Below are 25,589 nucleotides of genomic sequence, written 5' to 3' on the forward strand. Positions count from 1 at the left end.
CCACTGCGTGACGAGCACTCTCATCATCGGAGCCGGGTCGGCGGGGTGTGTGCTCGCCGCCCGGCTCAGCGCTGATCCGGCGCGTTCGGTGCGGGTGTTCGAAGCTGGACCGGTATACCGGACGATGGGGGAGCTGCCCGTCGAACTGCTCGACCCGGGACACCTACCGGTCGGTCCCGAGTCCCGGGTGGTGTGGCGGTATCCGGGAAACCTGGTGCGCGGCAAGCTGATCGGTGGATCCGGATCGATCAACGGCAGCTACTTCATCCGCCCACCGGCCGCCGACTTCGCGGCGTGGAGTGCGGTGGCAGGCCCGCGCTGGTCGTTCGAATCGGTCCTGCCAGTGTTCTGCGACCTCGAACACGACCTGGATTTCGGCAACGCCCCGGGCCACGGGGTCGCAGGCCCGATCCCGATCTCACGAACGAGCGACTTCACCGCGTTCAGTGCCGAATTCGCGGAACGTTGCGCGGCAGCGGGATTCACCGAAATCCCCGACCTCAACACACCAACGGGGTTTGAACAGCCGCGATCCACGCCGAGCAAAAGCGGCGGCTGCATACGGCAGAAACGCCCCCCGATCCTCGGATCTCCAGGAGTGCCCGACGTCGAGCCGGCGCGATTCGCCGACGTCTTCGCGCGGCTGGGTGCGAACCACACGGAGGGATTCGGCACAGTGCCATTGGCGGTGTCGCGAGGTCGTCGAGCGGGGCCTGCCTTCACTCATCTATATCCGGCGATGGGGCGACCGAACCTGACGGTCACCAGCGACACCATGGTGACCCGGCTAGTACTGCGCGGCACCCGGGTGATCGGTGTGGAGTGGGCGCGCGGTCGCGAGCGCGGGCGAACCTATGCCGATCAGACGGTGTTGTGCGCGGGTGCGGTGGAGTCGGCCGCACTGCTGATCAGATCGGGGATCGGCCCCGAACCGCTGCTGCGCTCGCTCGGTGTGCCGATCGTGCGGCCCGCTCCGGTCGGCGCGTGGTGCACCGATCACCCCGAGATCGGCGTCGAATTCCCCGACGACGAGCCCGGCGAGCCCGCCGTCCCACTCGAATACGTCCTCGAAATCGGCGACCTGGAACTGCGCCCGTACACCCCGATGTTCACGCCGGGTCTGCGCAGGATCGGGGTCGCCCTGATGCATCCCGAGTCGACGGGCGAGCTGACCCTGGTTTCGGCGGATCCAACCGTCCCTGCCCATGTCGACCAGCGCTATCTCCGCAGCGAACGAGACCGCGCCCGCCTTCGCGACGGCGTAGCGCTCACCGCGGATCTGCTCGGTCGACGAATCGGCCCCATCGACGACGCCTGGCTGCACGCCAACCTGGGTACTTCTCAACATCTTTCCGGTACCTGCCGCATGGGCCCCGCGCACGACGAGCGCGCGGTGGTCGACGAACAGGGCCGCGTCCACGGCATCGAAGCCCTGACGGTCGCCGATCTGTCGGTGGTACCGGTCCCGCTGGGCCGCGGTCCACAGGCCACCACAGTGATGCTCGCCGCCGCCATAGCGGACCACGCGGGGGTGTGACGAAGTGACGGTTGATACCACGATGTGACCTGCAGGACAAACCCAGACTTCTGTCGTTTTGCCCGATAACTGCCCGGTACAGTTTGTATCGGGAAAGAAAGGCAAATGGTCAGCAATCTTGCAGGTGGGAGGCCCCCACGGCAGGCATCGGAGTCGGGCGCACAGCTCGGTGCTCTGGAAGCCTATGCCGCACAGGCCCATGGATATCTCAGTGCCGGTGGTGAACAGCTTACCCAGCTGGCCGGTCTTCTACGTCCGCTCGTTCTCGAATCATGGCTGCGCAGTGTGCGCGGCGGTGTCGACCCGACGGACGTCATCGACGGTCGCGGGCTGCGCGGCGCCGATCTGGAGCGTTATCGCGATGCCCATCCCATCGCCGCACTCATGCCCCTGATCGACAAACTGCTGGTCCAGGACGCGTCGCAGGCCGGATTGATCGTGACGGTGGCCGACCAGTTCGGTCGTGTGCTGTCGGTGCACGGTCATCCCGAGCAGGTCGCCGCCGCCGCGGAGATCGGCGTGCGCGAGGGCGACGATCTGAGCGAGCGCCGGATCGGCACCAGTGCCGTCGGCCTCGTGGTGCGCACCGGCCGCGCCACCTGGATCCACGGACCCGAACATTTCCTGCATCGCATGCACCAGATCACCGGCGCCGCGGCCCCCGTGCACGAGCCGGATGGCCGCCTGATCGGTGTGTTGATGATTGCCGGCGGGATGCGGGTGGCCAAGCCTGAAATCCTCGCCTTGGTCAAAGCCGCCGCGACCGCCGCCGAAATGGACTTGGTGCTGCGGGCGATGCGCGCGAGCCACGGCATCGCGGCACCGGCTCCGGCGAACCGCGACGACACCGAGCAGGCCAAGCTCGGCCTCGATGTGTTGGGGCTGGGTCAACCTCAGTTGAGCATCGCGGGGGAGCGGGTGCCGCTCTCGCAGCGTCATGCCGAGATCCTGCTCTTGCTCACCGAATATCCCGAAGGCCTCGGCGCCGACCACTTGGCGCTGCTGCTCGACGACACCGATCTGGACAACGGCACGATCCGCGCGGCGATGTCGCGGCTGCGGTCGGTGGTCGGTGCCTCGGTCGTCGGTTCGCGCCCATACCGTCTGCGCGTGCATGTCGCAACCGATGTGGAGGCCTTGCGGGCCGCCCTCGACTCCGGTGATATCGAATCCGCATTGCGCTTGTACGCGGGCCCGGTGCTCCCGCGCTCCTCGGCGCCCGGCATCTGCGACATCCGCGACGAGCTCCGGGTCCGCTTGCGGACAGCCGTGCTGGCCACCCCCGATGCCGGCGTGCTGCGCCGCTGGACGTCGTGCCCGGAAGGGCGCGACGACGCCGCAGCGTGGGCCACGTACCGGTCGACTGTTGATCGTGATTCGCCGCTGTATGCGCAGATAGAAGCCAAGATCCGGGTGCTCGACCGGCGCATCGGCGCCGATGCAACGCAGATGCAACGTTTCGGCTCCTAGTGTCCCGGTCTGAAGGTGTGGTGGCTCACATATCGGTGTCCGATGTGTTGGAGCCCACACTCGCGCCCTGGTCGTGACCAGCCCCCGGTACCGACTGGACGATCGACCGATTTTTTTAGCGGAAAAAGTTTCTTTTTATTAATCGAAGGCCTACTGTCGGCACTGCATGGACAGGGACCCATGTGATGTAACTGACAAAGCCGTTGGAGGAATGATCAACAGCTAGGCACCCGCGACGGACACCACGTCCGTTGCCTCGGCGACCCCTCGGTCGTCGATCTCGTCCACATGATCTGTCGGGGATCTTTGCGCGAGTGTGGCGGCACGCCCACCGCGTTCATATCGAATCTTTCGGTTCACGAGGTGTATTCGTGCTGCCCGAAAACATTCGATCTGCTGTTCTTTCGCGATACGAGGAGGCTCTGGTGCACGGTACGGAGTTGGGTGGGTTCAGTGCGCGACCACAGGAAGCGCAGGTTGTCGGTCTGCCGTTTCCGCTGACCCCGGCCCAGTTGGGTGTCTGGTACGCGCAGCTGCTCGACCCCGATGTCCCGATCACCATCGCCCAGTACGTCGATATCGACGGCGAGCTGGATGCCGCTGTGCTGCAACAGGTTACGGCCGAAGCGGCGCACGCGTACGGTTCACCGCTGGTGCGCATCGGCGAGTTCGACGGTGTCCCGCACCAGTACGTCGACCACACCATCGCGATCGAGCAGGAGCTGCCGCTGATCGATCTGCGCCACCACGACGACCCGGTGGCCGCGGCGCACGAATGGATGCGCGCGGAGTTCGGCGCCCCGATCGACCTGCTCACCGACCGGCTGGTGGCCGGCGCGGTATTGCGGGTCGGCGACGCGCGCTGGTTCTGGTATCTGCGCGGCCATCACATCGTGCTCGACGGGTACGGCGCGTTCACCAACACCCAGCGCATCGCCGAGCTCTACACCGCGCGAATGCTCGACACCCCGGCCCGCGCGGTGGTGCCGGGTGAGCTGTCGGTGCTGGTCGAGGGCGAACAGCGCTATCGCGAGAGCACCCGTTTCGCCGGCGACCGCGAGCACTGGGCACAGCGCATCGCAGGCCTGGACAGCCCCACCGCCCTCGACGGCCGTACCGCGCCGCGTTCGGCGATCAATCTGGTGACCGGTGGGCGCCTGTCGGAAAAGCTGGTCGACCGGCTGGAAACCATTGCCGTCAGCGATGATTCGACGATCTCCGCGGTACTGCTCGCCGCCTTCGCCGCCTATCTCGGCCGCCTCACCGACCGCCCGGACGCGGTGCTGAGCCTGCCCGTCACCGCCCGGACCACCGCGGTCATGCGTCGCTCGGCGGGGATGCTGTCCAATATCGTGCCGCTGCGACTGCCGACGGGCGCGGCGGGTTCGGCCGCCACCTGGGGTGAGCTGCTGCGCGCGGCGCGGGTCGAGGTGGCGAGTGCGCTGCGTCATCAGCGCTACCGTGCCGAAGACATCCGCCGCGACGCCGAGGACGACGGCCGCCCCGCCCGGCGTGCGCTGTTCGGCCCGCTCGCCAATTTCATGCTCTTCCGCAGTGACCTCACTCTCGGTACCACCACCGGCCGCTACCGGGTGCTGTCCACCGGCCCGATCGAGGACCTGAGCCTCAACGTCTACTACGGCGACCGCCACCGCGTGCACGTCGATTTCGAGGCCAACCCCCACCTCTACGACGCCGACACCCTGGCCAGGCACCACGCCCGCTTCCTTGGCTTCCTCGAGCGCTTGGCCGCTGCCGACCTCGACACCGCGCTGAGCGCGATCGAGGTGGCGACCGAGCTGGAACTCCAGGTCAGCACCCGGATCTGGAATTCCACCCGGTTCGATGTCGACGCCGCGCTGGCCGAGCGTTCGGCGCCGGTGGCCACCCTGCCCGCCCTGTTCGAAGCCCAGGTCGCGCGCACCCCCGACGACGTGGCCGTGCGCATGGCAACGTCGTCGCGCACCGACGCGCCCCGCGATGCCGCCCCCGCGCAGTCCGAGGACGCGACGCTGACCTATCGCGAGCTGGCACAGCGGGTCAATCGGCTGGCCCGGCGGCTGCGGGCCGACGGCATCGGCCCGGAATCGCTGGTGGCGCTGAGTATTCGGCGTTCGCCCGAGCTGGTTGTGGCGATGTACGCGGTGCTCACCGCCGGTGCGGCCTACGTGCCGATCGATCCGGATCATCCGGCCGAGCGCATCGCGCACATCCTCGCCACCGCCGCCCCGGCTGCGGTGCTCACCACCACCCGCGACCGCACCCCCGTCGACGGGCTTGCGGTGCTGGCCGTGGACGCCATCGATCTGAGCGACTACGACGACGCCCCGCTGACCGACGCCGACCGCACCGCGCCGCTGCGCCCCGCGCACCCCGCTTATGTCATCTTCACCTCCGGCTCCACCGGTCTGCCCAAGGGCGTCGCGGTCGAGCACGCCGCGATCGTGAACCGGCTGGTGTGGATGCAGCAGACCTACCGGCTGCACGGTGTCGACGTGGTGCTGCAGAAGACCCCGATGACCTTCGACGTGTCGGTGTGGGAGTTCTTCTGGCCCTTGCAGATCGGCGCCACCCTGCTGCTGGCCGAGCCGGACGGCCACCGCGATCCCGGATATCTGCGCCGGGTGATCGCCGAATATGGCGTCACCGTCGCGCATTTCGTGCCGTCGATGCTCGAAGTCTTTCTGGCCCAACAGGACATCGCCGAGCGGACCTCGCTGCGACTGGTTTTCGCGTCCGGCGAGGCACTGCCCGCCGCGCCGGCCCAGCGGCTGCGGCTGCTGACCGGTGCCCGGCTGCACAATCTCTACGGCCCGACCGAGGCCGCCGTCGATGTCACCTTCCACGAGGTGAACGACAGCGACCGGGTTACGGTGCCGATCGGCGCGCCGGTGTTCAACACCCGGCTCCATGTTCTCGACTCGCGGCTGCGGCCTGTTCCGGTCGGGGCTCCGGGTGAGCTGTATCTGTCGGGGGTACAGCTCGCCCGGGGTTATGTCGGACGTCCCGAGCTCACCGCCGGACGTTTCGTCGCCGCGCCCGCGGTTGTCGCCACCGACGCCGGTGTCGCGCACCCGCTGCCGGGTGAGCGGATGTACCGCACCGGCGATCTCGTCCGCTGGACCACCAACGGCGAGCTGGAATACCTGGGGCGCACCGATTTTCAGGTGAAGGTGCGTGGTCTGCGGATCGAGCTCGGCGAGATCGAGGCCGTGTTGGAGAGCGTCGATTCCGCGGCGCGCGCCGTTGTCATGGTCCGTGACGACGCGGGTGCCGGCGAGCAGCTGGTCGCCTATGTCGTGGAAGCCGAGCCGGGCTCGGTCGCGATCGCTGATCTGCGCGAGGCCGCACTGCGCGCGCTGCCCGCCTACATGGTGCCCGCCGCGATCGTGGTGCTCGATGCCCTCCCGGTGAACGCGTCGGGCAAGCTGGACCGCAAGGCGCTGCCTGCCCCCACCCGCACCGTCGTCACCTACGCCGAACCCGTCGGCCCGGTGGAACAGACGGTGGCCAGGGTGTTCGGTGAGGTGCTCGGCCTCGACCGTGTCGGCCGCGACGACGACTTCTTCGCCCTCGGCGGCAACAGCCTGGTCGCCACCCAGGTCGCGGCCCGCCTCGGCGCCGACCTGGGCTGCCGCCTCGGCGTGCGCGATCTGTTCGGCGCGACCACCGTCGCCCGCCTTGCCACCGCCATCGCCGAACGCGACGACACCGGTGTCTCGGCCCAGCTCCCGGTGCTCACCGCGCGCTCGCGCCCGGCGCTGATCCCGCTTTCCCCCGCGCAGCAGCGAATCTGGTTCCTCAACCGCTTCGACCCCTCGGCCCCCGGCTACAACATGCCGTTCGTCATCCGCCTGCGTGGCACCGCGGATCTCCCCGCCCTGGTCGCGGCCCTGAACGCGGTTGTCGACCGACACGAAGCCCTGCGCACCGTGTTTCCCGCGGTCGGTACCCCCGGTGGTGAGGTCGCTGAGCAGGTCATCCGCGATGCCGGACTGGTCCGCATCGGCGATCCCACCGAAGTGCCTGCCGCCGAACTCGATGCCGAGCTGACTCGATTCGCTCGCGCCGGGTTCGATCTCGAACGCGAAGCTCCTTTCCGGGCGGGCATCTTCGTCGTTCCGGCGACCGCCGACACGGCTGTGGACAACTCCGCACCGCGCCGATCGGGCGTCGCGGCTGAGCCCATCGGCAGTGCGGGAGTTGCGTTCGCACCGGAGTGCGTACTCGCTGTCGTGCTGCATCACATTGCGGCAGACGGTGTTTCGCTGCAGGTGCTGGTGCGCGATGTGCTCACCGCTTACCGCGCCGCCACCGACGGCGTCGATCCCGGTTGGTCGCCGCTGAGCGTGCACTACGCCGACTATGCCCTCTGGCAGCGCGAACTCCTCGGCGCCGAAGCCGATCCGCAGTCGCTGGCTTCGCGCGAAATCTCTTTCTGGGAGCGGACGCTCGCGGGTCTGCCCGACCAGCTCGAGCTGCCCTCGGCCCGTCAGCGGCCGATCGAGCCGAGCATGCGCGGCGCACGCACCGCCTTCACCATCGACGCCGACCTGCACCGTCAGCTCGCCGATCTGGCGCAGCGGGCAGGCGCCTCGCTGTTCATGGTCCTGCACACCGCGCTGGCCGTGCTCCTCGCGCGCCTGTCCGGGACCACCGATATCGCCATCGGCACCGGTGTCGCGGGCCGCGGCGACCGCGCCATCGACGACCTGATCGGCATGTTCGTCAACACCCTGGTGCTGCGCACCGAGGTCGACCCGGCCGCGAGCTTCACCGCCGCGCTCGAGCACACCCGCGAAACCGACCTCGCCGCCTTCGCGCACGCCACCGTTCCCTTCGATCGGCTCGTCGACATCGTCAACCCGGCGCGCTCGCAGTCCCGTCACCCGCTGTTCCAGGTGGCGCTCAACTTCCAGGCCATTCTCGACACCACCTTCGAAATGGCGGGTTCGCCGGTCACGGTCGGTGAGATCGAACTCGACATCACCAAGTTCGATCTGCAGCTCACCCTCGCCGAACGACGCGGTGCCGCAGGCGAACCCGCCGGCATCGACGCCGTCACCCTCTATGCCACCGACCTGTTCGATGAACCCGAGATGCGCACGCTCGGTGCGCGTTTCGTGCGACTACTGGCCGCGGCCGCCACCGCCCCCGACACTGCGGTCGGCGACCTGTCGCTGCTGTCGGCGCCCGAGCATTCCCAGCTCACCGGTATGCGCGGAGCACCGGTAACCGCCACCGGTCTGCTTCCCGACCTGCTGGCCACCGCCGTCGCGGCCGACCCGGATCGCGATGCCCTGACCGACGGCGACCGCACCCTCACCTATCGCGAACTCGACCGGGCGTCGTCCCGCCTGGCCAGGGTCCTCATCGACAGTGGGATCGGCCCCGACGATGTGATCGCCGTCGGCATCCCCCGCTCCATCGAATCGGTCCTCGCGGTGTGGGCTGTCGCCAAGTCCGGTGCCGGCTGGCTCCCGGTCGACCCGAGCTATCCGCTCGATCGGATCACCCATATGGTGACCGATTCCGGCGCGCGACTAGGTCTTACAGTGTCGGAGTCGCAGTCCGCGCTGCCCGGCCCGATCGACTGGCTGGTCCTCGACGAACTGAAGCTGATGGCCGAATGTGCCTGGCGTTCCAGCGATCCCGTCAGCGATGTCGACCGGGTTCGCCCCCTGCGTACCCAGCACCTCGTCTATGTCATCTACACCTCCGGCTCCACCGGCCTGCCCAAGGGCGTGCTGGTCACCCAGGCGGGCATCGCCGGCTTCGCCGCCGAGGAAACCGCCCGCATGTTCGGCACCGCCGACGCCCGCGTGCTGCAGGTCGGGTCCCCGTCCTTCGACATCTCGGTGATGGAATTGCTGCTCGCCGTGAACTCCGCCGCGACACTGGTGATCGCCCCGCCGGGTCGCCACATGGGAGAGGAACTGGCCCAGCTGCTTTCGGAGCAGCGCGTCACCCACGCCCTGATGACCCCGTCCGGCCTGGCCGTGCTCGACCCGAGCCGGCTCGACGCCCTTCGCATGGTGATGGTCGGCGGCGAAGCCTGCCCGCCCGACCTGATCACCCGCTGGACCACCGGACCCGTCCCGCGCGCGTTCGTGAACGCCTACGGCCCGTCCGAGACCACGGTCGCCACCAACATCAGCGCCCCCCTCACCGCTGATTCCCCGCTGACCCTCGGCACGCCACTGCGCGGCATCACCCAGTGGGTACTCGATGCCCGCCTGCAACCGGTCCCCGCCGGCGTCGCAGGCGAACTGTATGTCGCCGGTGCCCAGGTAGCCCGTGGCTACCGCTCCCGTGCGGCCCTCACCGCGACCCGGTTCGTCGCCTGCCCGTGGGCGCCGTCCGAGCGCATGTACCGCACCGGCGACCTGGTCCGCTGGACCAGCGAAGGCACCCTCGAATACCTGGGCCGCAACGACGACCAGGTCAAACTCCGGGGTTTCCGCATCGAGCTCGGCGAGGTCGAGTCCGCCCTGCTCGCACACCGGTCGGTGCGCCAGGCCGTAGTCCTGGTACGCCGCGACGCTCACCGCGGCGATCAACTGGTCGCCTACCTCGTCCCGCATGCGCAGCCGCGCCACACCGCCCGTGGTGCCGATGCCATGGCCGTCGCGGGAAGTGCCGATGCGGTCGTGGCGACTCGAGACGCTGACCGTGCCTCGTCGCGCGCTGCGAATACCCCTGTCAGCCACCTGGATGCCGGTGTTCTGGAGGGCATCGACGTCGATCACATCGCCGTCGCGCTGCGTGGCAGTCTCGCCGCGCACATGGTGCCGTCCGCGTTCGTCGTGATCGACGCGCTGCCACTCACTCCGAACGGCAAGCTCGACCGCAGGGCGCTCCCCGAACCAGTGTTCACCGCGCGTGCCTTCCGTGCGCCCGCCGCGGGCACCGAGTCCGTGGTGGCTCAGGTGTTCGGCGAGGTGCTCGGGGTCGAGCAGGTCGGTGCCGACGATGACTTCTTCGCGCTCGGTGGCAACTCCCTCGTCGCCACCCAGGTGGTGTCGCGCCTGGGCACCGCGCTCGGTCGTGCGGTGTCGCTGAAGACGCTGTTCGAGGCGCCGAGCGTCAGCGCTCTCGCTGCCCTGCTCGGTGCGGCGGAAGTGGTCGCGCCCAGGCTCGCACTGGTGGCAGGGGTACGGCCGCAACGGATTCCGCTGTCCTACGCCCAGCAGCGCATGTGGTTCCTCAACCAGTTCGACGCCGATTCGGTCGCCGACAATATCGCCGCCGCCATCCGCCTGACCGGGACCATCGACTACGCCGCGATGAATGCGGCCGTTGCCGCGGTCTTCGCCAGGCACGAGGCTCTGCGGACCCGCTACCCCGCCGTCGACGGTATCCCGTTCCAGCAGGTGCTCGACGCGGACCAGCTGACGATCACCCTCGAACCGCACGCTATCGCCCCGGTCGACCTCGACAACCGGATCCGCGCGCTGGCCGCCATCCCGTTCGTGGTCGACCAGGAACCCCCGGTCCGCCTGCACCTGCTGCACACCGCGACCGATGAGCACGTCCTGGTCCTCGTGCTGCACCACATCGCCGCCGACGGCTGGTCCGTCGCACCACTGACCCGCGACGTGATCCTCGCCTACGCCGCCCACCGGGCAGGCACCGCGCCGCAGTGGACGCCACTGCCGGTGCAGTACGCCGACTTCGCCCGCTGGCAGCGCGAAGCGCTCGGCGACGAGGACGACGCCGATTCGCCGATGGCGCGGCAGATCGCCTTCTGGACAACGGAACTGGCCGACCTCTCCGACCTGCTCGCCCTGCCGAGTGACCGTCCCCGCCCCGCTGTGGCCTCGGGTCGCGGTGCGCGGCAAGCATTCACGGTCCCCGCCGCGATCGCCGAGCGACTGCGCGGCATCGGCGCACAGGCCAACGCCTCACTGTTCATGGTGCTGCACACCGCATTCGCCGCCACACTCGCCACACTGTCCGGCCAGCAGGACATCTCGATCGGCACGCCGGTCGCAGGCCGCGGTGACCAGGCGCTCGACGACCTGGTCGGCATGTTCGTCAACACCCTCGTGCTGCGCACCCAGCTCCGGCCCGCAGCCACCTTCGCCGAACTCCTCGACACGGTCCGCGACAGCGACCTGCGCGCCCTCGCCAATACCGACGTCACCTTCGACCGTCTCGTGGAGGTGCTCAACCCCGAGCGCTCGACCGCCCGGCACCCGCTGTTCCAGGTGATGCTCGACTTCCAGAACAACTCCCGGACCGAACTCGAACTCGCGGGCCTGACCGCCTCGGAGATCGAGATCGACACCCACACCGCCAAATTCGATCTGCACCTGACCCTGCGCGAGACCACCGACGGCCTGCTCGGCCGCTTCGAGTACGCCACCGACCTCTTCGACGCGCAGACCATCACAGATTTCGGCACCCGCTTGCTGCGGATGCTGGATACGGTGACCGCCGATCCCAACGTCGTGATCGGCGACATCGACCTGCTCGACACCGCGGAGCGCACCCACCTGCTCGACATCTGGAACGCCACCGCGTACCCGGTCGACGAGCGCATGACACTGGTCTCGCTGTTCACCGCGCAGGCCCAGCGCACTCCGGAGGCGACCGCGCTGACCTTCGAAGGCCACCCCTCATCGAATCACCCGGTGACGCTGACATACGCCGAGCTCGCCGCCGAGGTGAATCGCCTCGCCCGCCTGTTGATCTCGATCGGCGTCGGTCCCGACCGCACCGTGGCGCTCGGCATCCGTCGCTCGACCGACCTGGTCGTCGCCATGTACGCGGTCCTCGCCGCGGGCGGCGCCTATGTGCCGCTCGACCCGGACCACCCGGCCGAGCGCATCGCCCAGGTGATCGCCGCCGCCGACCCGATCTGCGTGCTGACCCGGGCGATCGACGACATCGACCTCGCCGCGGTGGACTCCGCTGACGCGCCGACCACCGTTCGCCCCGCGATTCTCGATCTCGAGCAACTCGACACCACGGACTACTCGTCCGAACCGATCACCGACGCCGACCGCCTCGCCACTCTGACACCCGGGAACGCCGCCTACCTGATCTTCACCTCTGGCTCCACCGGTAAGCCCAAGGGCGTCGTCGTCTCCCACGCCGCCATCGTCAACCGCCTGGTGTGGATGCAGGACGCCTACCGCCTCACCCCCGACGACGCCGTCTTGCAGAAGACCCCCGCCACCTTCGACGTGTCGGTGTGGGAGTTCTTCTGGCCCTTGCAAATCGGTGCCCGCCTCGTCCTGGCCCGCCCCGACGGTCACCGCGATCCGGCCTACCTGGCCCAGCTGATCGACACCGAGCAGGTCACCGTCGCCCACTTCGTCCCGTCGATGCTCGCGGTCTTCGTCGCCGCGCTCGAGCAAGCCGATGCCCGCGGCGAAGCGGCGAGCGAGGCGATCGTGCCGGCCACGACCACCGAAACCTCCGCCGGGAACTGCGCATCGCTGCGCCTGGTGTTCGCATCGGGCGAGGCACTGCCGCCCGCGCCTGCCCAGCTACTGCGTCAGCGCACCGGTACGGCTGTGCACAACCTGTACGGCCCCACCGAGGCCGCGGTCGACGTCACCTTCCACGAGGTGATCGACGCCGACACCGTTTCCGTCCCGATCGGCGCACCTGTGCACAACACCCAGGTGTACGTCCTCGACGGCCGACTACGCCCGGTCCCCGTCGGCGTTCCCGGCGAGCTGTATCTGGCAGGCGCTCAACTCGCCCGCGGCTACGCGGGCCGCGTCGATCTGACAGCGGACCGCTTCGTCGCCAACCCCTTCACCCCTGGCGAACGCATGTACCGCACCGGTGACCTCGTCACGTGGACGGCTGTGTTCGATGGCGACACTCCCGAGGGCCCCGCATGGTCACGCTCCGCTGGCGTGTCCCAGCCCGCCGGTCGCATCGCGCACGGTGAACTGGAGTACCTGGGCCGCACCGACTTCCAGGTGAAGCTGCGTGGTCTGCGGATCGAGCTCGGCGAGATCGAAGCCGTACTGTCCGGACTTCCCGAGATCACCCAGGCCGCGGTCGTCGTCCGCGACGAGGCCCTGGTCGCGTATCTCGTCGCGCCACAGCACGTCGACGTGGATGCGGTGAAATCCACGCTGATCCGCGCCCTTCCCGCCTACATGGTCCCCGCGGCATTCGTGGTGCTCGACGAATTCCCGCTCAACACCGCCGGCAAGCTCGACCGAAAGTCGCTGCCCGCACCGAGTTTCGAGGCTGCGGTGTTCCGTGCGCCGACCACCGAGGTCGCGCGTATCGTCGCCGCCACCTTCGCCACGGTGCTCGGCTTCCCCGCCGATCGCGAAGTGGGTCTCGACGACGACTTCTTCGCCCTCGGCGGCAACTCCCTCAATGCCACCCAGGTCGCGGCCCGCCTCGGTGCCGCTCTCGACACTCAGATCCCGGTTCGGCTGCTGTTCGACGCACCGACGGTGGCCGACCTGGCCGACCGGTGCACCGCCCTGCGCGGCACCGGCGGCCGCCTCGAACTCACTACTCGCCAACGACCCCAACGGATTCCGCTGTCGGCGGCCCAGCGCCGGATGTGGTTCCTCAACCGCTACCTCGCCGACGTCGAGGGCATCGGCGATGCTGTCGACAACATTCCCGTCGCGCTCCGACTCACCGGCGACCTCGATATCGCTGCCATCGAAGCCGCCCTCGCCGACCTGGTCGCCCGGCACGAATCCCTGCGAACCAGCTACCCCGACGGGCCGGAGGGCGCCGAACAGCTGATCTCGGACACCACCGAACTCGCCCTGCGGCCCGAGGCGATCACCGAGGCGGAACTGCCCGAACGCCTGTTGGCCTGCGCCGCAGTCCGATTCGATCTCACCACCGAGATCCCGCTGCGTGCGGCCTTGTTCGCGGTGAACGGCGACCACGTACTCGTCCTGGTGGTCCACCACATCGCCGCGGACGGCTTCTCGCTCGGCCCACTGGCCGCCGACCTGATGGCCGCCTACGCCGCCCGGCGCGCAGGCACCACCCCCACCTGGGCACCGCTGCCGATCCAGTACGCCGACTACGCTCTCTGGCAGCACGAAAACCTGGGTGACGCGGCAGATCCCGAATCGCTCGCGCACACCCAACTCGCCTTCTGGCGCCGCGGCCTCGCCGGCCTCCCCGAGCAGCTCGACCTGCCGACCGACCGTCCCCGCCCCGTCGAATCCACCTACCGTGGCGCCGTTCACCGCTTCCAGATCGACTCAGATCTGCACAGCGAACTGCGCGAACTGGCCCGCAAGCACGAGGCCACTCTGTTCAGCACCGTGCACGCGGCACTGGCCGTCCTGCTGGCCAGGCTGTCCGGCGCCGGGGATATCGCCATCGGCACTCCGGTCGCGGGCCGTGGCGAGGCCGCCCTCGACCCCCTGATCGGGATGTTCGTCAACACCCTGGTCCTGCGCACCCAGATCGACCCGCGCGCCGCATTCGAAACCGCCCTCGACGCCGTCCGTGCGGGCGACCTCGACGCGCTCTCGCACGCCGACATCCCCTTCGAGCAGGTCGTGGATGCCGTCGATCCGGCCCGGTCCCGCAACCGCCACCCGCTGTTCCAGGTGGCACTGGTGCTGCAGAACTTCACCGTCCCCGCGCTCGCGGCCGCGGGACTGCGCGTGGAGCCGGTCGATTTCGATGCCGCCGTGGCGAAGTTCGACCTGCAGTTCACCGTCGGCGAATCCGTCGACATCGACGGCCGCGCGAACGGCATGTCGATCGAAATCGCCTACGCCACCGATCTGTTCGATGAACCAAGTGTCGCGGTGCTGGCCCGCCGCTTCACCCAGGTGCTGGCCGCCGTCGTCGCCGACCCGACCGTCGTGGTGGGCGACATCCAGCTGCTCAGCGCCGAAGAACAGCAGCGCACCCTGCACGATTGGTCGTCCACCGGCGCTTCGGTGGCCGCCGACGACACCATGGTGGACCGGTTCACCCGCGCCGCCACCCTCGACCCGAACGCCATCGCCGTGAAGGCGGGCGAACTCGCCCTGACCTACGGCGAGCTCGACGACTGGTCCAACCGGCTCGCCCGGCGTCTCGTCGCTGCGGGCGTCGGCCCGGAATCACTGGTAGCGGTGGCACTTCCGCGCTCGGTTGAGCTGCCGGTCGCCTTGCTCGCGGTGCTGAAGGCGGGCGGTGGTTACCTGCCGATCGACCCGAACTACCCCGCCGATCGCATCGAATACGTCCTCGACGACGCCCGCCCGCACTGCGCCATCAGCAACAACGACACCGGTCTGGCCCGCGACTGGTTCGGTGGCCCGGTCATCGACCCCGCCGCGGCCAACCTGTCCGGCTTCGCCGCCGAACCCCTGACCGACGCGGACCGGCGGACGCCACTGGCCCCCGCCAACGCCGCCTACGTCATCTACACCTCCGGCTCGACCGGGCGCCCCAAGGGCGTCGTTGTCCCACACTCGAATGTTGTTGCGCTGCTGGACAACACCGCGCAGCGCTTCGGATTCGGCCCGTCGGATGTGTGGACGATGTTCCACTCCTACGCCTTCGACTTCTCGGTATGGGAGTTGTGGGGCGCCCTGCTCCACGGCGGCTCGGTCGTCCTGGTCGACTACTTCACCTCCCGCTCGCCCGAACAGTTCCGCGAGCTGCTCCGCACCGAACGCGTCACCGTCCTCAATCAGACGCCGTCAGCGTTCTACCAGCTCATCGCCGCGGACCTGGCCACCCCCGTACCCACCGAATACGCCTTGCGCACAGTGATCTTCGGCGGCGAGGCACTCGAGCCCCAGCGCCTGGCCGGCTGGTTCGCCCGTCACCCGGACTCGCCCCGCATGGTGAACATGTACGGCATCACCGAGACCACCGTCCACGCCTCCTACCGCGAGATCACCCCGAACACCGGCTCCGCCAGCGTGATCGGCGGCGCCATCGCGGGACTGACAGTGCGCGTTCTGGATTCGCGTCTGCGTCCCGTCCCGGTCGGCGTCCCCGGCGAAATCTACGTCTCCGGACCACAGTTGGCGCGCGGCTACCTGGGCCGACCCGACCTGACCGCGAGCCGCTTCGTCGCCGACCCCTACGGGCCGCCCGGATCCCTCGCCTACCGCTCGGGCGACCTCGCCCGCTGGACGGTTGTGCCCGACGATCTCGCGCTGTCGCCTGCGGCGACCGTCGACGCTCACACCACCGGAGTCGATCTCGAATACCTGGGCCGCGCCGACCAGCAGGTGAACCTGCGTGGCTTCCGCGTCGAACTCGGTGAGATCGAGGCGGCGCTGCTGCACAGCTCGGTAGCCCCGCGCGAAGTCGCGGTGCTGGTCCGTACCGACCTCGTCGACGAGCCGCGAATCGTGGCCTACCTGGTCGCGGAGTCCGCCGACATCGACACCGCCGCCTTGCGCAAGGAGCTGGCGCGGACTCTGCCCGAGCACATGCTCCCGGCAGCCGTCGTTCCGGTCGACCGCATCCCGCTCACGGTCAACGGCAAGCTCGACCGTGCCGCACTCCCCGCGCCCGTCTTCGAGACCACCGCCTACCGCAAGCCCGCCACGATCACCGAGCAGATCATCGCCGACGTCTACACCGAGGTGCTCGGCCGGACCGACGACCAGCCGGTCGGCGCCGACGACGACTTCTTCGCCCTCGGCGGCAGCTCGCTGCTGGCAGCCAAGGCCGTGGCCCGCGTCGGCGCCGCCCTTGACCGGCTCGTCGGGGTGCGGACCCTGTTCGAGGCGCCGCGCGTCGCCGAGCTGGCTGCCGCGGTCGATGCCCAGTCCACCGTCGATCGGCCCGCGCTCGTCGGCCGGGCCCGTCCCGAGCTCCTTCCGCTGTCCCCGGCCCAGCAGCGGATGTGGTTCCTCAACCGCTTCGACGGCGCGTCGGTGGCCTACAACATCCCGTTCGCACTGCGCCTGAGCGGTGCGCTCGACATCATCGCGTTGCGGACGGCGCTGGCCGATGTGATCGTGCGCCACGAATCGCTGCGCACGGTGTACCCGGAGGTCGATGGCACACCCGTGCAGGTGATCATCGGCGCCGCCGAGGCGATGTCGGCGATCGCCGCGGTAGCGAATGCCGAAGCAGCGCTGCCTGAGACTGCCCAAGCCGCGGTGTCCGCGGTGGGATCGGCGCTCGTTCCGGTGGCGACCAGCGAAGCCGCACTCGCCGAGGTGATTCGCGCGCTGGCCGGGACCAACTTCGACGTCACCACCGAGATCCCGGTGCGCATCCGCCTGTTCCAGCTGGGCGATACCGAATTCGTGCTCGCCGCTGTCCTGCACCACATCGCGGCCGACGGCTCCTCCATCGCACCCTTCGTCGCCGATCTGATGCGGGCCTACACCGCCCGGCTCGCCGATACCGCACCTGGTTGGGCACCGCCTGCCGTGCAATTCGCCGACTACGCACTGTGGCAGCGCGACCTGCTCGGCGATGAAGCCGACCCGGAATCTGTTGCTGCCCAACAGGTCAGCTACTGGCAGACCCAGCTCGCCGGACTGCCCGATCAGCTGGCCCTGCCGACCGACCGGCCGCGACCGGCCAGGCAAAGCCTGCGCGGCGACAAGGTGAGCTTCACCGTCGACGCCGCTCTGCACGCCGCGCTGATCGCACTCGGCCGCGGCAACGGCGCCACGCTGTTCATGGTGGTCCACGCGGCCTTCGCGGCCCTGCTTGCCCGGGTTTCCGGCACCGCCGATATCGCGGTCGGCACCCCGAACGCGGGCCGCGGCGAAGCCGAACTCGACGAGGTCATCGGCATGTTCGTCAACACCCTCGTCCTGCGCACCCCGGTCATGGTCGACGCCACGTTCACCGACCTGCTCGCCGCGGCCCGCACCGCCGACATCGCGGCGTTCTCGCACGCCGATGTGCCGTTCGAGCGGTTGGTCGAAGTGCTCAACCCGGCCCGCTCCACCGCGCGGCACCCGCTGTTCCAGGTCGGCTATTCGTTCCAGAACCACGAGCGCGGTCAGCTGGCACTTCCCGGCCTCACCGTCTCGGGTATCGAATTCGATTCCGGTGTAGCGCAGTTCGACCTGCACCTGTTCGCCCTCGACAACTACACCGCCGATGGCGCCCCAGCGGGTATCGAGATGGCTCTCGGCTATGCCGCCGATCTGTTCGACGCCGGAACCGCCGAACGCTTCGCCGAACAGCTGCGCCGCATTCTCGCATCCGTCACCACCGCAACGGATGTCGTCGTCGGTGACCTCGACCTGCTCGGCGCCGACCGCACCCTGCTCCTCGAAACGTGGAACGACACCGCTCATCCGGTCGAGCAGACCACCCTCGCTGAACTGGTCGTCCGCCAAGCGAACCGGACCCCGGACGCGCTCGCGCTGGTCGACGCCGAGACCGGCGAATCCCTGGCGTACGCCACCTTCGATGCCCAGGTCAACCGGGTCGCCCGGCTCCTGATCGCCGAGGGTGTCGGCCCGGAACGCACCGTCGTGCTGGCCATGCGCCGCGGCATCGACCTCGTGATCGCCATGCACGCCGTGGTCCGGGCGGGCGGCGCGTACGTGCCGATCGACCCTGACCACCCCGTCGACCGCATCGCCTACATCGTCGCCACCGCGGCACCGCTGTGTGTGCTCACCACCGCGGCCGACGGCCTGCCGATTCCCGTGGACGTACCCGTCTTCGAACTGGATCATCGTGCTCTGCGCGATCTTTCGGCGGAACCGGTAACCGATGCCGAGCGCATCGCCCCACTGCGCCCTGAGCATCCGGCGTACATCATCTTCACTTCGGGTTCCACCGGTCGTCCCAAGGGCGTCACCGTCGCGCACGCCGCGATCGTCAACCAGATCGCCTGGCTGCACGACCGCTTCACCATGACCGCCACCGATCGTGTCCTGCTGAAAACCCCTGCCACCTTCGACCTCTCGGTCTGGGAGTTCTGGTCCCCGCTCACCTGCGGCGGCGCGCTGATCGTCACCCGCTCCGGCGACGAGCGCGACCCAGATCGTCTGCGCGCCATCATGAACCGGCACGGCGTCACTGTCCTGCACGCGGTGCCGTCGCTCGTCGGCATGCTCCTTGCCACCGAAACCGCACCGGCACTGCCCGATTCGCTCCGTGCCGTCCTCGCCATCGGTGAAGCACTGCCCGCCGCCACGGCCACCGAGTTCCGCGCCAGTGGCACCGAAGCTGTCCTGCACAACCTGTACGGCCCGACCGAGGCCGCGGTCTCGATCACCGAATACGAAGTGGCCCATGACCCGGCGCAGGTGGTCCCGATCGGCACACCTGCCTGGAACAGCGCTCTGTACGTCCTCGACGCCCGGCTTCGCCCGGTCCCGATCGGCGTAGCCGGCGAGCTCTACCTGTCCGGCGACCAGCTCGCCCGCGGCTACCAGGGTCGTCAGTCCTTGACCGCCGACCGCTTCGTCGCCGACCCGTTCGCGACCGATGCCTGCGCGAGCGCGGGACACCGCGGCGTCGGATCGCGGATGTACCGCACCGGCGACATCGTGCGGTGGCGGGCCGACGGCGCCCTCGAATACCTCGAACGCGCCGACTTCCAAGTCAAGATCGGTGGCTTCCGCATCGAACTCGGCGAGGTCGAAACAGCCCTGCTGCGCTGCACTGATGTGCGCGCCGCGGTCGCCGTGGCCAAGGCCGACGAGCGAGCGGGCGCCCGCCTGATCGCCTATGCGGCCGTCGCCGACCTGACACCGGGCGACGAACTATCCATCGCGGCCCGACTGCGCGGCGAGCTCGCCGCCGCCCTGCCCGCCTACATGGTCCCCGCCCTGGTGGTGCTCGATGCGTTACCTCTCAACGCCAACGGCAAGGTCGATCGTGCCAACCTGCCCGAACCCGAGTTCGCCGAGGCGGCCTTCCGTGCCCCGGTCACCGCAGTCGAACAGCTTGTCGCACAGACCTTTACCGAGGTGATCGGCTGCCCGGCCGTCGGCGTGGACGACGACTTCTTCGCTCTCGGCGGCAACTCACTGATGGCAACCCGCTTGGCCGCCCGCCTAGGCGCCGCATTAGGCGCCCGAGTCCCGGTAGCCGCGGTGTTCGACGCCCCCACGGTCGCCGCACTGGCCGAACATCTCGCCACCGCCGACCGGACAAGCGCGCGCCCCCCACTGACCAAACGCACCAGCGAAGGCCCCGCGGTCCTCTCGCCGGCACAGCAACGCATGTGGGTGCTGCATCAGTTGTCACCCCAGTCGGCGGCGTATCACATCCCCGCCGCGATCCGCCTCACCGGCGACCTCGACCTACCCGCCCTGCAAGCGGCGATCGCCGACCTCCTCGCCCGTCACGACACCCTGCGCACCCGCTACCCGGACACCGCCGCAGGCCCGGTGCAGCAGGTGATGCCGGCCTGGTCCGCCGCCGTCGATCTCACCCCGATCCCGGTCGCGGCCGCCGATGTCGACGCCCGGATCGCGGCCCTCGTCGCGCAGCCGTTCGACATCACCGCCGCACCTCCGGTCCGGGTCGCGCTCTACCGGCTGGGAGCCGACGATCACGTCCTCGTCGTCGTGGTGCACCACATCAGTGCCGACGGCTACTCGATCGAGCCGCTCACCCGAGACCTGGTGCGCGCCTACGTAGATCGCAGCCAGAGGCGCGCACCAGGTTGGGCTCCGCTGGAAATCCAGTACGGCGACTTCAGTACCTGGCAACGTGACCTGCTCGGCGCCGACGCCGACCCCGGCAGCGTGCTCACCCAGCAGCTCACCTACTGGACCCGCGAACTCGCAGGCGCACCCGAACTGCTGGCTCTGCCGACCGACCGCCCGCGCGCCTCTCGGCGTGAAATGCTCGGTGAGACCGTTGAATTCGAGGTCGATGCCGCGCTCACCCGCAGCCTCGACCAGGTCGCGCGCGTCAACGGAACCACCCTGTTCACCGTGGTGCACAGCGCCCTGGCAGTCCTGCTGGCCAAACAGTCAGGCAGCGCGGACATCACCATCGGCGCCCCGGTATCCGGTCGCGGCGCCCGCGAGCTCGACGACCTCGTCGGCATGTTCGTCAACACGGTCGCCCTGCGCACCGTGATCGACTCCCGCGCACCGTTCACCGACCTGCTGGCGCAGGCGAAGCGGCGCGACCTGGCCGCCCTCTCCCACGCCGACGTCCCGTTCGAGCAGGTGGTCGATGCCATGGGCCGCACGCGCACCGGCGCCCACACCCCGCTGTTCCAGGTGATGCTGACCTTCCAGAACATGCCGCCGGGCGGTATCGACCTACCCGGCCTCCACGTTCGAACCCTTGACCCCGGCCTGACGGAAGCCAAGTTCGACCTGCACCTCACCGCCCTGCAGCGGTACACGGACAACGGCACCCTGGACGGCCTCGATGTCCACTTCGGCTACGCCACCGACCTTTTCGACGCGTCGACGGTCGAAGCGCTGGCCGAACGATTCCGCAAGATCCTCACCGCCGTCGCTGCCGATCCCACTGTCGCGGTGCGTGCCATCGACATGCGCACCGACGCCGAAAAGACTCCGATACCAACCACTTACACCATTGCCGATCTTGCGGGCCTCGTCGGCTCGGCAGCTCGGCTCGCGCCGGCGACCGTGGCATTCGCCCACGGCGAGCACGCCATCTCCTACGGAGCACTCGACGCCAAGCTCACCGCGGTGAGCAGGGCGATGGGAGCGAAGATGAAACCTGAAGCGCTGGTGAACGTCGCGCTGGCCGGCCTCGTGCCCGGCGTGCTCGCCGCACTCGGCGCCGCAGGACTGTCTTCCACTCTGCACACACTGGTGACCGATGCTGCCGCGGTAATCGCCGGGGCAGGGTCGGTTGACGACTCGGAAGGACAACTCTGATGTCGCACACGGATTCGGTCACGACCGCCGCCACCCTCGCCGCGCTCCTGCGTGACCTGGACGGCGACCGACCACGTGACCCGGCGACCCTGCTCGCCGCCTTCTCCACCTACGCCGACCGCGAGCCCGGCACCCTCGCGGTGCGCGACGGCGACATCGGTCTCACCTACGGCGAATTGGCCGAGCGGGTCGATGCGCTGGCCGCGGCTCTCGTCGAGCACGGCATCGAACCCGAGACCACCGTCGCGGTCTCGCTGCCACGCTCGGCGGAACTCGTCGTCGCCGTGCACGCGGTACTCGCCGCGGGTGGCGCCTTCGTCCTTCTCGATCCCGCTACCCCCGGTGAACTGCAGCGACGCGCCGTCGGACTGGCCGCGCCCGCATTGATCCTCACCAGCGACGCAACACCGCACCCCGCCGGATTCCCGGTTCTGTACACCGATGCCACTGTCGATATCACCCCCGATGAGCTACCGGGGCCGAGCGCGGACAACCCGGCCTACTTGGTGGTCGATGTCGACGCCTCGACCGCTGTCGTAGTCGGACATCGTGCGGCACAGGCGAATTCGACTTGGCGCCAGCGGCTCTGCGGTATCGGCACCGGCGACTCCGTGCTCTGGCACGCACCGCTGACCGGGCAGGCCGCGGTGGGGCAGATGCTGCTCGCTCTGCAGACCGGCGCCACGCTGGTGGTCTCGCCTTCGGCGGTACTCGCCGACGCGATCGCCGAAACAGGCGTGACCGCAGCCTGTTTCGATCATTTCGAGCTTGCCGAACTGGCGGCGCTACCCGATGCCGAGGAACGCCTCGACTCGCTGCGGGTGGTGCTCGGCTCGGGCGGGCCGCAACTGGCGAAAACCGCCGCCGCCCTGCGCGCGGTGAGCGGAGCGACCCTGTGGCACGTCTACGGCAGGCCCGAGACCGCGGGTGAGTTCGTCGCGCACGAAGTGACCGGGGCCGATCTGGAGGTTGTGCCGTTCGGATCGGCTGCCGACGATGTCGAACTGCTGATCCTCGACGAGCACCTGTGCCCGGTCGCCGACGGCGAAATCGGCGAACTCTACGTCTCCGGTGTGCAATTGGCGCGCGGCTATGTCGGCAGACAGGCCACCGCCGCGACCTTCCTCGCCAACCCCATCGGCCCGGTGGACGACCGCATGTTCGCCACCGGCGACCTGGTGCGTCGCAGGCCACCGGGCGACGCCTGGACCGCCGAAATCGAATTCGTCGGCCGCGTCGACGACGGGCCATGTTCCCGTTCGGCAGGCCTCCCCGACGAGCTCCTGCTCGACGAGTTCGAAGCGCAAGCCACCGCAACCCCTTTCGACCCGGCCGTCGTCCATGCGCCGAGCGACGGCCCGACATCGATCATCACCTACGGTGACCTCGAGCGGCGCACCAACCAACTGGCCAGGCATCTGACCGCTCTCGGTATCGGCCCGGAATCGACTGTGCTCGTAGATGTTCCACGTTCCATCGAGTTCGTGGTCGCCACCTACGCGGTCCTCAAAGCCGGTGGCGCGGTAGTGCCGGTAGACACCGCGAACCCCCTGCTCCCGCCGGTCGTCAATCCGGCACTGGCCCTGACCATCGCCACCCGCGCACACCTCGGGGCATACGACATCCCGGCGGTCACGATCGACCGGGTCGACCTGTCGGCCTACTCCAGCGAACCGATCGCCCGAAGCGAGCATCGCGCTCCGATCCTGCCGCAGCACCCCGCCTTCGTGCTGTTTCCCCCCGGCGCAACGCACAGCGTCACCATCAGCCACGCCGCCGCCGTCCACCGGGTCACCGCCATGCAGTCGCGCCACAACCTCACCACCCGCGACGTCTACCTGCACCAAGCCCACACCGGTGACGCCACCGCCTGGCACGGCTACCTGCTCCCGCTGCGCGTCGGCGCGACCGTGGTCCTCACCGAACCACCCGACCCCACCCGATTAGCCGCCCTCATCACCACCTACGGCATCACCACCACCGACTTCACCCCCCACTTCACGCCCGCCCACCCCACCCACGGCGACCGCCTGTTCCGCACCAGCGAGCTGGCCCTCCACGACATCGAAGGCACCCCAGCGGCATTCACCCACCTCGGCACACTCATCAGAAAGGCCACCCCATGACCAACCCTTTCGACGACGACAACGCCCAGTTCTACGTCCTGGTCAACACCGAAGGCGAACACTCCCTCTGGCCCACCTTCGCCGCCGTCCCCGGCGGCTGGACAGTAGCCTTCGGCGCCGCCCCCCGAACCTCCTGCCTCCACTACGTCGAATCCCATTGGCTCGACATGCGCCCCAACTCCCTCATCGCCGCCATGTCCAACAAACCCTGAGCGCCATCAAACGCGCGCACTAGGCTCGTCGTATGTCGATTCCGTGGCGTGGCCGGTTCCAGGACTCCCCGATCACCTGGGAGCAGTACCTCGACATCGATGAGGAAGATCGGCGCAACCTGGAGATCATCGATGGTTACGTCGTTCCCCGAGAGCAACGCGACGGTCGGCACCAGAAGGTGGCCAGCCGCATGTCCAACGCCATCGAGGAATCGGCCGTCGAGGAGATGCGGCGCAGCGGCGATATGTGCATCGAGACCAATACCGAAACCAGTGTGCTGCTGTGGGAGGTTCCGCCCACCGCGCGTATCCCCGACGTGGTCGTCAACCGCTGCCTGGAGGACTTCGGCCAGCTCACGGCAGATAGCGTCCTCATCGTGGTCGAGGTCGTCTCGCCCTGGTCGAAGCGGCGAGATCGAATCCACAAGATGGCCGACTACGCCGACGCGGGCATCCCGCACTATTGGATCGTCGAGTTCGACAAGATCGGTGCCGTCAGCGTCGAGCGTTACGCCCTCGAGGTTCGAAAGCGGGCCTACGCGCACGTGGAGACGACACATCGAGATGGCCACGGCCTGGCCATCGACATCACCACACCGTTCCGCATCGTCATCGAGTGGGAGCAACTCACCGTCGCTCCCCGCATCTGAACCCTCATCGCGGCAAACCCTGAGCCCGCCCTTGCGTCGAATGTGGCACGTAGTGGCACACTGTGGCACAGCCCTCTATGCTGGAGGTATGCAGCCGCAGCCCGAGATCACCCAGCGCGATCTACGTAACCGGTCGAAGGAAATCATGGATGCCGTCCAGCAAGGACAGGCATTCATTGTCACCCGAGACGGTCATCGGATCGGTGAACTGATTCCGCTGCGCCGACGTCGGCGCTTCGTGCCCCGTGCTGAATTCGCGGCGATGTCGCGGACGGCACCGGCCATCTCTGTCGACGCTTTCCGCGCCGACCAGGACCAGGTGTCGGACCAGTACGCGGGTGACCCTTATGCCCGCTGACTATGCGTTCGGCCTACTTGATACAAACATCATGATCCTGCGTCGATGGATCGATGCGGAGCATCTTCCCGATGCGATGGCCATCAGCACAGTCACCCTGGCGGAGTTGTCCTCTGGTCCGCACGAGGTCCGTCGCAACGAAGAGCAGGATGAATACGACGAGCATGCCGAGCGTGCTCGTCGGTTGGATGTGCTCCAGCGGGCCGAGAACGAATTCGACCCCATTCCCTTCGGTGCCGATGCGGCACGCATCTATGGCCGGGTTTGTGCCGCTGTGGTGAGTGTGGGACGTAAACCGCGCCGTCGGATTGCCGATCTGATGATCGCGTCGGTAGCCATCGCCGAGGAGCTTCCGCTGTTCACCACGAACCCGGATGACTTCTTCGGCTTGGACGAACTATTGACCGTGGTTCCGGTCACGCGACCTGTCGTGCCGAGCCGCTGACGCGGACGTTGCTCTGCGGCCGAT

8 protein-coding genes are annotated in these 25,589 nt (G+C 68.7%); all 8 read left to right on the forward strand.

The window, feature by feature from the left end; genetic code table 11:
- Positions 1–7: 7 nt before the first annotated feature.
- The gene (locus ACTWPB_RS10905) at positions 8–1,537 is read left to right on the forward strand and encodes a GMC family oxidoreductase N-terminal domain-containing protein (RefSeq protein ID WP_446225541.1); all 1,530 of its coding nucleotides are present in this window, start codon (positions 8–10) and stop codon (positions 1,535–1,537) included.
- Between the two features lie 105 nt (positions 1,538–1,642).
- Complete coding sequence (locus tag ACTWPB_RS10910; RefSeq protein WP_446225542.1) at positions 1,643–3,007, forward strand: GAF domain-containing protein; 1,365 nt, start codon at positions 1,643–1,645, stop codon at positions 3,005–3,007.
- 425 nt (positions 3,008–3,432) lie between these two features.
- Entirely contained in the window at positions 3,433–21,774 is an 18,342-nt protein-coding gene (locus ACTWPB_RS10915) for a non-ribosomal peptide synthase/polyketide synthase (RefSeq protein WP_446225543.1), read from the forward strand.
- Entirely contained in the window at positions 21,774–23,900 is a 2,127-nt protein-coding gene (locus ACTWPB_RS10920) for an AMP-binding protein (RefSeq protein WP_446225544.1), read from the forward strand. The genes ACTWPB_RS10915 and ACTWPB_RS10920 overlap by 1 nt, the downstream gene beginning before the upstream one ends.
- Complete coding sequence (locus ACTWPB_RS10925; protein ID WP_266293539.1) at positions 23,897–24,112, forward strand: MbtH family protein; 216 nt, start codon at positions 23,897–23,899, stop codon at positions 24,110–24,112. The genes ACTWPB_RS10920 and ACTWPB_RS10925 overlap by 4 nt, the downstream gene beginning before the upstream one ends.
- A gap of 32 nt (positions 24,113–24,144) precedes the next feature.
- Positions 24,145–24,762: a Uma2 family endonuclease gene (locus ACTWPB_RS10930; protein ID WP_446225545.1), complete on the forward strand. Its 618-nt coding sequence runs from the start codon at positions 24,145–24,147 to the stop codon at positions 24,760–24,762.
- A gap of 88 nt (positions 24,763–24,850) precedes the next feature.
- Complete coding sequence (locus ACTWPB_RS10935) at positions 24,851–25,120, forward strand: type II toxin-antitoxin system Phd/YefM family antitoxin (protein ID WP_446225546.1); 270 nt, start codon at positions 24,851–24,853, stop codon at positions 25,118–25,120.
- The gene (locus ACTWPB_RS10940) at positions 25,110–25,565 is read left to right on the forward strand and encodes a PIN domain-containing protein (RefSeq protein WP_446225547.1); all 456 of its coding nucleotides are present in this window, start codon (positions 25,110–25,112) and stop codon (positions 25,563–25,565) included. Before ACTWPB_RS10935 ends, ACTWPB_RS10940 begins: the two co-directional genes overlap by 11 nt.
- The last annotated feature ends 24 nt before the right edge of the window (positions 25,566–25,589 follow it).

The organism is Nocardia sp. IBHARD005 (assembly GCF_052814245.1).

Coding starts and splice junctions, on each gene's coding strand:
- ACTWPB_RS10925 (WP_266293539.1), top strand. CDS start 23,897: ATGACCAACCCTTTCGACGACGACAACGCCCAGTTCTACGTCCTGGTC.
- ACTWPB_RS10930 (WP_446225545.1), top strand. CDS start 24,145: ATGTCGATTCCGTGGCGTGGCCGGTTCCAGGACTCCCCGATCACCTGG.
- ACTWPB_RS10920 (WP_446225544.1), top strand. CDS start 21,774: ATGTCGCACACGGATTCGGTCACGACCGCCGCCACCCTCGCCGCGCTC.
- ACTWPB_RS10910 (WP_446225542.1), top strand. CDS start 1,643: ATGGTCAGCAATCTTGCAGGTGGGAGGCCCCCACGGCAGGCATCGGAG.
- ACTWPB_RS10935 (WP_446225546.1), top strand. CDS start 24,851: ATGCAGCCGCAGCCCGAGATCACCCAGCGCGATCTACGTAACCGGTCG.
- ACTWPB_RS10940 (WP_446225547.1), top strand. CDS start 25,110: ATGCCCGCTGACTATGCGTTCGGCCTACTTGATACAAACATCATGATC.